Here is a 13,595-nt window from a genome sequence, read left to right as displayed (position 1 = left end):
CAAAAATACTTCGATTGGCGCTTCTCAGTTTCCATTATGCTTTTTTTATTCGGCACGCAAAACATTTAAAAGCTTGCTGTCCTGAAAGATTGTCATAGTACTTTTGGTCGATCAAGACATTAGCTGCTTCATAGTATGGTGTGCCTAAATCTTGAGCCATCTTCTGTTGAGAGCCAAACCAATTAGGCACAAAAATAGTATCTTCTCGAATTCCCTGCCAAAGCAATGCTGTGCCTTTGATCGATCCTCTGAGACTTTCGACAATAATCTCATCACCATTTTCAATACCAGCAGTTTGCGCGGTTTTTGGGTGAATTTGTACTAAGCGAACACCATTTTTTTGCTTACCTGTGTAAGTCCAATGAGTAATGGAATGAAAATGAACTACACTAGACCTGCCAGTTGTCCCCATGAGTGGATATTGTTTATGTACTTCACCAGTAGAAAGTTTGCCCAACTTCACATTGTGAGTCAGTGCGTGGGGATTTACCGGATTTTTTACTAACTCTCCTAAATACTCGATTGTCGGATTTCTACCTGTAACTTCAGGGTGGGTATAGAAAATAGGTAATGCAGAGTGTCCTGCTTTGGTCAACTGCTTTTGTAACTCTGAAGTGTAGATTTCCACTTTTCCACTAGGAGTTAGAAATCGCTTACCAATATTATCAACATTGAGGCTTTCTGCGGCCTGATACCAAGACGGACGATCCAGATAAAGAGTGCTGACACCAGGATGATCTACTGTTGGGCAAGGCCAACGTAAGGGTTCGGTGCGTTCACTCAGCCTTTGTTGAGTCATACCAGCCATTCCTGGAGTGTTCGCCACAAAAGTTGCCCACAGATGGCGGTAGTCTTTCCAAGAAGAAGGAAAGTTATCTTGCCAGTATTGCGGTGGATTACGTTTATCTAGTTTAGCTGTGGCGTGTGCTAATTCAATCCAAATGTGCCAATCTGGTTTCGATTCGCCTACAGGAGGAACTACTTGTTGTTGCCAACGAATTGCCCTGTCATCTCGTCGCATATAGACAGTTTCCATCTCAAAACCACTAGTGACGGGCAAGATGATGTCGGCATAATAAGCCGATTCCTCCATAAATAATCCCGTGTAAACATAAAATTCTAATTGGCGGTAAGCCTGTTGTACTTTAGTTGTGTTGGAACAAGCTAACAGAGGATTGCCTTGAGTTATGAGTGCTTTGAGTCGATAAGGTTGACCTGAGATGATAGCTTCGGCAAAATAATCTGGCCCAACTGGTAAAGCTATGTCTTTTTTAGGTATCTTGCCTTGAATCGGTGGTAGATTTAATCCCCCAGGCCAAGTATTGTGCATGAAATTGCAGCCACCACCAGGAATACCAATATTGCCCGTAATCGCCGCCAAGAATGCCAGACAGCGGTAAGTATCAAAAGCATTCAGTTGATGGGAAATACCTGCGTTACAGAAAATGGCAGCGGGCTTGGTTTGAGCATAAGTTTCAGCTAGAAATTTGATTTTTGATACTGGAACATCTGTAATTTCTGCCGCCCATTCTGGTGTGTAATTATTGCTCTTAAGATGTTGTTTAAGTTCGTCAAAACCCAGCACCCACTTTTGTACAAAAGCAGCATCATATAAGTTCTGAGTAACTATGTGGTAAAGCATTGCTAAGACTAAAGCCAAGTCTGTGTGTGGTTTGGGTGCAATCCACTCATCAGCTTGCGCTCCAGTGGGAGTTAAGCGTGGGTCGATGACTACTAATTTGGCTTTGGTTTTCGCTCGGCTTCTCAAAAGGTAAGTAAAGGTAACAGGATGAGTTTCTGCTTGATTCGTACCCAAAAACAGCAAGAATTTAGCCGAGCCTAAGTCTTCTTTTTTAGTCGCACCATCAATCCCGTAACCGTTGGTAAAATTGCCTAATCCAAATGTCCAGGCCAAGGCATTGCCACCAGCATCGTTACATACAGGCCCGACATCAGTATCGTTGGGACTGCCCAACAAATTGAAATAGCGTCCGACCAAAGAGCCTGTTCCCCGTGGTAATCTACCAGAAGTTTTATTTGCGATCGCTCTAGCTTCTCCTGCATCCCTGAGTGCCAAGAACTTGCTGGCGATGATTGAAAGAGCTTCATCCCAAGAAATCTGCTCAAATTGTGAATCTGCTGAACCTTTCTCTCCTGCAACCCGCTTCATCGGGTATTTTAGCCGAAAGCGATTGTAGACTAGCTCAGTCATCATCGGCCCCTTGATGCAAAACCCACCAGCCTGTACTGGATCGTCCGGTTCACCTAAGACATCTACGATCCGTCCATCTTTGACATGAACTTTCAGACGACACAGAGAATTACAAAATTGGCAAGCACTATTAACAATTTTGTCTGGCTGTAAAGCTGCTGATTTCTCGGTCAAGTCAAATTCAGTGCTTTGAGAAGGAATCTCCCCGCACTGCCCTTCACTTGTAGCATCTGCTGCATCTGCCACATCTTTTTTTAGTAACTCAACTCCAGTAACCGCAGCTGTGCTAATAGCTACTCCTTGGAGGAAACTACGTCGTGAGGTCTTTTTCCTGCCCTTTGATGTCATGGAGATAGTCTCCTTATATTTCGCACTGATTCCAGCTTTTCACAAAAACATAGCAAAGTCGGCTTTTTATTAAAAACTAAATATTTGGGCAATTTAATCGCTAACACAGAAGTGCAAAAAAAATTATTTATATCATCAGAAATATGCACAAAATTTTTGCCAACACATTAAGCAAAAGATTGCAATACAACATTTCTTAACCAGTCCACAATTTTTTCACAACTTTTGCTATGTATGTTAATTAATATGCAATTAAGTTTGTTAATTTTGATACCTTAATCCTCTAGTGAGATGTCAATTATAGTGGTTGATATTTAATAGTTCAGACTCAACAAGTTTACAAGTCAACTACATCTCTAGATGTCTAGAACTACAAATTTTGCCCTAATAATACAGCAGATTTCAAGTTGCTGAGGTACACAAGCTAAGTCTTTTACCCAGGTATAAAGCGTGTTTTACTCCTGAATTCTGCTGTATTACTTTTTTGATTCCACTAGAGCCAAGACCATCTCAACAATAAACACAGGGAGATTCTCTTTCATGGCTAAGAACGTCATCATTATGATTGGGGATGGTATGGGCTGGGAAATGGCTCGTGCTGCATCCATCTATAAAGAGATTCAAAATGGTAAGACAGGCGCTAATCTGAGTGATTTTTATACACAAGGTAAGGGTCAAGGACTCAACTTTCAAACACTCCAAGGCTACGGTTTGGCAACCACCTACGGGACAACGATCGCCGATAGTAATGGAGTTTTTAGTACTGCTAATTCCGCCCTTGACGGGACTAATCCCATCACAGGAGAAAGCCCAGTTCGCCCTGGTTTCACCTTCGATCCAACTTTTAACCAAGGTAATACCCCAACAGGTGGTGCAAAAGTCAGTGATGGTGCTGTTGGAAACCTAGTTGGTTATGACCCTACCAGAGGCGGCGTTAATCCTTGGACTCCCGGTAACGATCCTGAATATATTAAGTACAGCTATCCTGACTCTGCAAACACCGCAACAACTTTGTACACTGGGGTCAAGACCTACAACAACGCTGTTGGCGTTGATATTTTCGAGAATCCTCTAGAAACAATTCTCAAAACTGCAAACGAAGTTGGTAAATCTACTGGTTTAGTAACTTCAGTTCCCATCGACCACGCGACACCTGCTGCTGCTGCTGCCAACGTTAACCGTCGCAGCAAGTATGATGCTGACTATCCGGCATTAGACAACATCTTGCAACAGCAACTCCGTGTCTATCAACCAACAGTATTACTTGGTGGTGGACACCCACTCTCTGCTCCTGGAGACTTATTACCAGCAGGGGTTGAGCCGAATACGAGCAATGAATACATTAGCCAATCTACCTACACAGAACTTAGCACTAAACCAACAAACAACCTCTACGATTACACCTTTTTAGAGCGCGGTGAAAATGCTGCCCAGAAACTAGCTGAAACTGCGGCGACAATCGATCCAGAAAAAGGCGATCGCCTTTTCGGTTTATACGGTGCGCGCGGTCAAAACGGTAACTTGCCTGTAAGTTCTGCCAACGGCGACTACAGCACTACTGGTTTAGATATGTTCAGCGTTTTCACTAACCAAGGTGATAACGCCAAAGTAGACACCACACGTCCCCTGCTTCCCGGAGAGACGGATGCATCTTTCATTGCCAAAGAGGTTAACGAAAACCCAACCCTCAATGACTTGACAAACGCTGCATTAGATGTATTAGGTAAAGACCCCGATGGTTTCTGGTTGATGGTTGAGGGTGGCGATATTGATTGGTCTGCCCATGATAACAACATAGACAACTTGATTGGCACCACATTGGATTTCGATAAGGCAGTTGGATCTACGATTGACTGGATTGAAAAAAATGGTGGTTGGGAAGAAAACCAACTGATCGTTACGGCTGACCACGATCAGTATCTGACTCTCGACGGTAATTTTCCGACTTTAGTAAAAAATCAAGGTGCTGAAGCATTAACCAATTTGGATACTCCAGCAGAAGTTGGACATTACTGGGGGTCCGATCCCAATGTCAAGTATGGTTGGGGAACTCACACCAACCGTCCCGTACCTGTTTACTACCAAGGTGCTGGTTCTGAAGTGTTAAATAGCTTGGTAGGTAAAGGTTATAACGCCTACGGTTCTGAGATTCCTGGAATTGCGGGTTTAAACGATCAAACCCACATCTACCAAACGATGTTTGCTTCAATAGTGCCAAAAGTTGAGTTAGTAGGCTTTGCCTCTTTGCCTGCTGATACCTTTAGTGATGGGCCAGCTTCTGGTGCAGATGTTTCAGCCAATGGCAGAACCGGGCCTTTCCCAGGACAGCCAATTCAAGGCTTTAGCGGTGTCCAATTTGCTAACAGTAACTCTTTGTACTTCCTGTCAGATAACGGTTACGGTAGCAAAGATAATAGTGAAGACTTTTTATTGCGGATCAATCGTCTAGACCCGAATTTTAAGGGAACAGAAAATGGCGATGGTACTGTTAAAGTTTTAGACTACATTCAACTCTCTGACCCTAACAACAAAGTTCCTTTTGAAATTGTGAATGAGGGAACTACTGGAAGATTACTAACTGGTGCAGACTTTGATGTCGAGTCATTCGTCTTTGATAAAGACGGGACAATCTGGGTGGGAGACGAGTTTGGCCCCTACCTGCTGCATTTTGATGCCAGTGGTAAGTTATTAGAGGCTCCGATCGCTACACCCGACCAATTCAAAACTTTAGATGGAGAAGCACCTAAAGTTATTGGTCATAGAGGTGCAAGCGGCTATCGTCCAGAACACACCTTAGAGTCTTATAAGCAAGCAATTGCACGAGGCGCTGACTTTATTGAGCCTGACTTAGTAGTTACAAAAGATGGTGTGCTAATTGCTCGCCATGAGCCAGCTTTAGCAGTTTTGAATGCTGATGGTACTGTCAATTTCAACAATACAACCACAGATATTTACAAGCATCCAGAGTTTGCCGATCGCAAGAAAACGGTAAGTTTAGATGGAAACACAATTACAGGTTGGTTTGCTGAAGACTTCACTTTAGCTGAAATCAAGACTTTACGCGCAGAAGAACGTCTACCTTTCCGCGATCATTCCTTTGACGATCAATTTGAGATTCCTACCTTCACGGAAGTAATCAACTTGGTTAAGCAAGTAGAAGCCGAGACAGGTAAAAAAATTGGCATCTACCCTGAAACTAAGCATCCGACTTATTTGGCTAATGAAGCCACTTATGTAGGCACCACAGACAAAATCAACAGAAACATCAGTCAGTTATTAATCGATACGCTCAAGGAAAATAACTTTACTGACCCCAGTCGCATCTTCATCCAGTCCTTTGAAGTCGGCAATCTCAAAGAATTGCATGATACCATCATGCCTGCGGCAGGGGTTGACATTCCACTTGTCCAACTTTTAGATGCCAGTGACATTGACATCAACGGCAAAATCATCGAGAGTCAGCCTTATGATTTGAAAGTCAGTGGTGACACTCGCACTTATGGCGACTTGCGAACACCAGAAGGCTTGGCTGAAGTTGCCACTTATGCTGATGGTATTGGCCCTTGGAAACGGATGATTGTTAGCGTCAAAGGTACTGATGCGAATGGTGACGGCAAAGCTGATGATGTGAATGGGGATGGAGCAGTCAATGATGCTGATAAGACAACATTACCTCCTTCTACCTTAATTCAAGATGCTCACAATGCAGGATTGCAGGTTCATCCTTACACCTTCCGGGCGGAAGATCAATACTTAGCAGCAGATTACAAAGGCCAGCTAGCATTAGAAATTCAGCAGTTCTATCAATTAGGGGTAGATGCACTCTTCTCAGATTTCCCAGATATTGCCGATGGAGTACGGGATAAACTCAGAGACGATCCTCAGTATAATGTAGTGCGATCGCCACAAAATCCCGATGTGCTTTCAGGTGATGCTTTTGCTAACTTGGGTAGTTCCAAAGGTTTTGAAGGCGGAGCAATCAACGCCAGCAAAACCAAGCTTTATTTCCTCCTAGAAGGTACGGTTCAAGGCGATACTCCTGGTGCTTTGCGGATTAACGAATTTGATTTAGCCAGCCACAAGTACACTGATAAAAAGCTTTACTACAGATTGGATAATCCGGCAAATGCGATCGGGGATTTAGCAGTCATTAATGATAATGAGTACCTAGTCATTGAACGGGATAACAATCAAGGAGCTGCGGCTAAATTTAAGAGGATCTACAAAATAGATTTGTCTAAAACAGATTCTAATGGCTATGTCGCTAAAGAAGAAGTTGCAGACTTGTTAAACATTCAAGATCCCAACGACCTGAATGGGGATGGTAAGACCACCTTCGACTTCCCATTTCAAACCATTGAAAATGTTCTGGTTGTTGACAAAAACACCATTTTGGTAGCGAATGACAACAACTATCCCTTCTCTACAGGTCGTCCTGGAAACGATCCTCAAAATCCAGTTATAGACAACAATGAGATTCTACAACTGAAGTTAGAGAAGCCCCTTAATCTTGCTCCTGGCTTAGGTCAACCTCAAACTGAAGAAATTAATTTTGGCTCCACTACCAGCGATGATATTACCGTTCAGCCAAATCAAACCTTATTCACAGGTGACGGAGCAGATTTTGCAGAGGGTACTAAAGGTAACACAATCCAGACTGGAAACGGTGAAGACACGGTGCTAGTCGGTAGTGACTCTTCAGTGTCCACAGGAGAGGGTAACGATCGGATATTTATTGGTCAAAATGGCCCGGTTCAAAATATTACTGCTGATGGTGGTAATGGTAATGATGTTATTACCGTAGTGGAAGCTAGTGGAAGTAATAATTTACTTGGGGCGGCAGGTGATGATACTCTCTCAGTAATTGAGGGTTCTCGTCAATCATTATTCGGCGGCTCAGGTAACGATACCCTTAGCAGTAGCGGTAGCAATAACCGTCTCAACGGTGGTTCTGGCGATGACAAACTTTTCTCTAATGTTAATGATTCCCTGTTCGGTGGCGACGGCGATGATGTGCTATTTGCTGGTAAACAGGGCGGTAATCGCCTCAGTGGTGGTACTGGTGCTGACCAATTCTGGATTGCTAACGCCAGTCTGCCAACTAGCAAGAATATTGTGACTGATTTTGCGATCGCCATTGATAAAATCGGGCTGGGCGGTGTTGGGATCGCACAATTTAGTGCTTTAACACTGTTGCAACAGGGTAGTGACACTATCGTGAAAACCGGAAATACAGAGTTGGTTTCATTGTTGGGAATTGCAGCAACTAGCCTTACAGCAAATGATTTCGTTTTTTCTGCTAGTGCCCTTTAGCTCAAAAATGATTACAGCTTAGGTTCAATGTTCAAAATGAATTAAGCAGTAGCGATTTTGCTAACTCTAAAGAGTGATATTGCAATCATATTTTGATTTGCTATCTACCAAAAGTATTAGATCCCCAACTTCTTCAAGAAGTCGGGGATCTTTTTGTCCAAAATCTTAACTTGTTTATAACTTTCCTTAAACATTGAACAACTATCTTTTGAGACAGTAACCAAAGTTAAGTTCATCTAATTATCTGCACTAATTTGTGTGGACACTAAGCATTTTGTCGCCAAATACTACTTATGTTTCTGTAGCCAATAATTTTTGCTGAGGTTGAGTGTAATTAATCGCTCAGTCCATAGAAACGCAATTGCTGTGATTAATTGTACTCACAATACTTAAGGAATGGTAGGCATGGCTGATACAAACGGCAACGGTAGAAATGTCATTATTTTTGTTGCAGATGGATTGCGTAACGGTTCTGTAAACCCCACTGATACCCCGACTTTATATAGCATCCGTGAGCAAGGAGTTAGTTTCGCCAATAGTCATTCACTATTTCCGACATTTACCACGCCGAATGCTTCTGCGATCGCCACGGGGCATTATCTTGGTGATACAGGTGACTTTAGCAACACTATCTACACTGGTTTTCCTAGTGCTAATGCCAATGGTAGTGTCACGCCATTCATCGAAAATGATGCGGTTTTGGGGGATATTGATGAAAAATTCCCCGGTAACAACTTTTTAGATGAAGAGTCACTCTTAGCTTACGCGCGATCGCAGGGTTTCAACACAGCAGCAGTTGGTAAATTAGGGCCTGTTGCGATCCAAGATGTTAACCAAGTTAACCGAGAAGGTGGTACTACAGGTACTATTCCTACTCCCGATACAATTATTATTGATGACACTACAAACGGTGCAACACCGCCGCCTACAGCCGCAGGTTCGCCTTCTGGTGTCCCACTCGATCCAGATATTGTCAATCGCTTAGAAGCCGCTGGTCTAGATGTAAAAACCACACCGCGAGTCCAGCCAGCAGGTAATAATACAACTCCTGGTACTCTAAATGCCAATGTCGCTCAACAACAATATTTTGCAGACGCCACAACCAAAGTAATTTTACCCAAGTTTCAGGAAGATGGTAAACCATTTGCATTGGTCTACTGGTCAAGAGATCCCGATGGTACTCAACACAATCAGGGTGATAGTTTAAACACTTTGACACCAGGTATCAATGGCCCTACTTCAAAAGCTGGAGTCAAAAATGCTGATGATAATTTAAAGCAACTTCTTGACTATCTCAAGAGTACAGGCTTGGACAAGACTACTGATGTCTTTATTACTTCCGACCACGGTTTTTCTAGCATCAGCAAACAAGCTATTGATAGCCAAGGCACAAAAACTACAAGTTATGCTGCCACCCAAACTTATGCAGGCGTAAATCCGGGATTTTTACCAGCAGGTTTTGTGGCGATTGATTTGGCTCACGATCTCGATTTACCCTTATACGATCCTAACCCTACAACCCTTCCCCCAAACCTCAACCAGATCCAGTATGCAACTGTTGATGCCACAAAAGGTCAACGTCCTATTTCTGGGAATGGTGTAATTGGTGGTACAGGTGAAGTAATTAATGGCCAACTTGACCCAGGTACAAAAATAGTTGTAGCTGCCAATGGTGGTTCTGACTTAATTTATCTACCCAATGGCAATGCTGACTTAGCTAAACAGGTAGTGAATTTGCTCTCGCAGAAAGACTACATAAGTGGTATTTTTGTAGACGATGCATTTGGAAGCATTCCAGGCGCTTTACCACTGAGTGCGATCGGGCTAAAAGGTGATGCTCAAACACCAGTTCCATCTATTGTTATCAACTTCAAAAGCTTTAGCACAGACCCAAGCAACCCAAATAACCCTCAAGCTCAAGTAGAAATTGCTGATACAACTTTACAGCAAGGGCAGGGGATGCATGGCAGCTTTGGTCGAGGTGATACTTTCAATAATATGGAGGCTATTGGCCCTGACTTTAAACAAGGCTATGTGGACTATGCGCCTGTCAGTAATGCTGATGTAACGCCTACACTTGCTCGTATTCTGGGGTTAAACATTCCCAGTAATGGCGATTTGAAAGGTCGTGCCATTACAGAAGCACTGGTGGGAGGCCCAGATGTAGTTTCCTCCACTAAAAAAGTCTTGACTTCGGAAGAAACTACTAATGGTCAAGCAACAGTTTTAGATTCTCAGAGTGTAGGGAATACTCAGTACTTTACAGCAGCAGGGTTTGCTGGTCGCACTGTTGGACTAACAACACTAGACCTTCAATTTGGTTCTAGCAGTAGTGATGATGTCACCCTTAAGCCAAATCAAACCTTATTTACAGGTGACGGAGCAGACTTTGTAGAGGGTACTAAAGCTAATAAAATTCTGACTGGAAAAGGTGATGACACGGTGGTAGTTGGTAGTAACTCCTCTGTGTCCACTGGGGATGGTAACGATCGAGTCTTGATTGGCGCAAATAGCCCTGCTAACAATACTAGTGCTGATGGTGGCAATGGTAATGATGAAGTTACCGTTGCCGAAGCTAGTGGTAGTAATAATTTGTTTGGAGGCGTAGGTGCTGATACTTTGACGGTAGTTGAAGGTACTCGTCAATTATCCTTTGGTGGCTCAGGCAATGACACCCTCAAGAGCGAAGGTAGCAATAACCGTCTGTATGGTGGTTCTGGAGATGATAAACTCTTCTCCGGTGTAAATGATTCGCTGTTTGGTGGCGATAGTGATGATGTGTTATTTGCAGGACAAAGTGGTGGTAATAGCTTGAGTGGTGGTGCTGGTGCTGACCAGTTCTGGATTGCTAACGCCAGTCTGCCATCTAGTAAGAACATCGTGACTGATTTTGCGATCGGTATTGATAAAATTGGGCTGGGCGGGATTAGCGTCACTCAGTTTAGTGCCCTAACCTTATTGCAACAGGGTGCTGACACTATCGTAAAAACCGGAAATACAGAGTTGGCTTCATTACTAGAAATTACTTCAACTAACCTGACAGCAAATGATTTCGTTTTCTCTGCTAGTGTTGTGGCTTAGTTTGTTGGTCTAGTGCAGCACAGCAGAAATAACTATCAGTTGAAACAGCGGTTTTCTATTACGTAGACTACAGCAAATAGTTGGTTATTGTGGGGTGGGCATTGTAATGCTCACCCTATTCTCGTTTCGCTGGAGTCCAACCTACCTCGAAGAGTTTACATTACTTATCAGTTGCTAAAATCGCAGTATTCCTTGTTCTTCAAGGTATTAATTCTTCTTGTTATCTCCAAATAAGCCTGCGTACAGTTAATATTCCCATTGCAAACATCTCTAAAGTTTTAATTTTCAATGAAGATGTACTGGAAATAACTGCGATTTGGAGGAAATAGGTCAGAATGAGAGAACTAAATCTTAGAGTCAGTGCCCTTTCACACAAATATTGTAGGATTGCGGCATAATTTTTTGTCAAATTAGTCTTTTAATATAAATTTAAAGCTAAGAATGTAACCATAAATTCTACGTGGAAACACTAATAACAAATATATGGAAATGCTTTCACACTTTTTATTTTATCTGTTTCTCTAAATACGGAAAATAAACATCTCATCTTAAATTTAAATACACCCAATTCCTTGTTGCTCATTGATATAAATATTTTTTCTTAAAGTTAAAAATGAAAATAATAACTAATTCATTGCCCCAAAATAAAAATGAATTACTGATGACTAATGGTCAATATTCATCATCAGAAAATAACTTAGAACGAGATAATTTAACATTACCTATTTTGAAAGAATCTGAAAACAACCTACTAATAGAGTGGAATCATACTCAAACTGATTATCCTCAACAAGCGTCTATTCATCAGTTGTTTGAAGCACAAGTCGAGAAAACACCTGATGCTGTAGCACTAATTTTTAATAATCAGCATCTTACTTATAGAGATTTGAATAATCGTGCTAATCAACTAGCAAAACATCTACAATCACTAGGGGTAGGAACAGAAATTCTTGTAGGAATCTGCATAGAGCGCTCCTTAGAAATGGTTGTAGCACTCTTAGCTATCCTTAAAGCTGGTGGAGCTTATGTACCATTAGATCCAGGGTATCCACAAGAACGTTTAGCTTTCATGCTGTCAGATACCCAGGTATCTGTACTATTAACTCAAAAAGAACTAGTTACCAAATTACCTACTCACACAGCACTTGTAATTTGCCTAGATACAGATTGGAATACAATCGCCCTAAATAAAAAAGAGAACCTCAGCACTAGTGTCACTGCTGACAACTTGGCTTATGTCATGTATACATCAGGTTCTACAGGTACACCCAAAGGCGTTAGCGTTATCCATCGTGGTGTAGTTAGGTTAGTCAAAGAAACTAATTATGCTCAACTCACACCTGAAGAAGTAATTCTGCAACTTGCTCCTATTTCCTTCGATGCTTCCACTTTTGAAATTTGGGGTTGTTTACTTAATGGTGGGCGACTAGTAATTTACCCTCCTAATACACCATCTTTAGAAGAATTAGGGCAGATTATTCAGCAATACCAAGTTACTACTCTTTGGCTGACAGCCGGTTTATTTCACCTGATAGTAGATGAAAAAATTGATGCTTTAAAATCCTTACGTCAACTTTTAGCGGGTGGTGATGTTTTATCTGTTCCCCATGTACAGAAGTTTCTCCAAACAGTAGATAACTGTCAACTAATTAATGGTTATGGGCCAACTGAGAATACAACTTTCACATGCTGCCATCCGATAACAGCACCACTACAGCCAGATGTTTCGATTCCTATTGGTCGTCCAATTGCTAACACCCAAGTTTATATATTAGATAAAAACCTGCAATCAGTATCAATTGGAGAAGCTGGTGAATTGTACATTGGTGGTGATGGATTAGCTAGAGGCTATTTAAATCGCCCAGATATAACTGCCGAAAAATTCATTTCTCACTCATTTGATGGCAATTTAGCAACGCGCCTTTACAAAACTGGAGATTTAGCTCGTTATCTTCCAGATGGCAATATCGAGTTCTTAGGTCGGATTGACAATCAGGTAAAAATTCGCGGTTTCCGAATTGAACTAGGGGAAATTGAGCGAGAAATTGCACAACATCCTGACGTTCGGGAAATTGTCGTCTTAGCTCGTCAGGATGAAGCAGGTGAAAAGCAGTTGACAGCTTATATTGTTCCTCACTATAGCAGTGGATATACGCACAATAAATTACGTGGTTTCTTACAACAGCGACTACCTAATTACATGGTGCCATCAGTATTTGTGATGTTAGAGTCATTGCCTTTGACTGTAAATGGCAAAGTAGATAGACATAAATTGCCAGCACCAAGTAGAGAACGTCCGCAACTAGAACAAGCGTACATTGCTGCGCAAACCGATTTAGAACGTCTGCTTGTAGGTATTTTATCCGAACTGCTGAAAATCGATCGCGTTGGGATTGATGATAATTTCTTTGATTTGGGAGCAACTTCAATCTCAATTCTCCAAGTTGCTGCGCGAATAAAACAGGAACTTGGTATTGAGCTACCTGCTGTGAAGCTATTTCAGTATTCAACAATTGGCTCTTTAGCAAAGTATTTGGATTCAAACCAGAACAGCCAACCGTCTTCTGACAAGCTGCAAAATCGCGCCCAACGGCAACAAGCAGCTCGTACTCGTCGCCGTAATCATCAACAAGGTGTTTAA

Annotated in this window: 4 protein-coding genes; 3 read left to right on the top strand and 1 reads right to left on the bottom strand. The window is 42.1% G+C overall.

Going from position 1 to position 13,595, the window contains the following annotated elements; translation table 11 throughout:
* Nucleotides 1-34: 34 nt before the first annotated feature.
* Entirely contained in the window at nt 35-2,560 is a 2,526-nt protein-coding gene (locus V7K84_RS25180; protein ID WP_334842069.1) for a molybdopterin-containing oxidoreductase family protein, read from the bottom strand.
* 540 nt (nt 2,561-3,100) lie between these two features.
* Between V7K84_RS25180 and V7K84_RS25175 the strand changes: the two genes are divergently transcribed.
* The 3 genes from V7K84_RS25175 to V7K84_RS25165 all read left to right on the top strand — a co-directional run bounded on the left by V7K84_RS25175 (nt 3,101) and on the right by V7K84_RS25165 (nt 13,595).
* Nucleotides 3,101-7,873, top strand: a complete 4,773-nt coding sequence (locus tag V7K84_RS25175) for an esterase-like activity of phytase family protein (RefSeq protein WP_334842067.1) — start codon at nt 3,101-3,103, stop codon at nt 7,871-7,873.
* A gap of 405 nt (nt 7,874-8,278) precedes the next feature.
* Nucleotides 8,279-10,954 (top strand): alkaline phosphatase family protein, encoded by a 2,676-nt coding sequence (locus tag V7K84_RS25170; protein ID WP_334842064.1) that lies wholly within the window; start codon nt 8,279-8,281, stop codon nt 10,952-10,954.
* Nucleotides 10,955-11,567: 613 nt separating this feature from the next.
* Nucleotides 11,568-13,595 carry a non-ribosomal peptide synthetase gene (locus V7K84_RS25165; protein WP_334842063.1) on the top strand — a complete coding sequence of 676 codons (2,028 nt, stop codon included), beginning with the start codon at nt 11,568-11,570 and terminating at the stop codon, nt 13,593-13,595.

Origin of the sequence: Nostoc sp. (genome assembly GCF_036917315.1) — a bacterium.
Classification (GTDB): domain Bacteria; phylum Cyanobacteriota; class Cyanobacteriia; order Cyanobacteriales; family Nostocaceae; genus Nostoc.
This window is presented reverse-complemented; position numbering and strand designations above follow the sequence as displayed.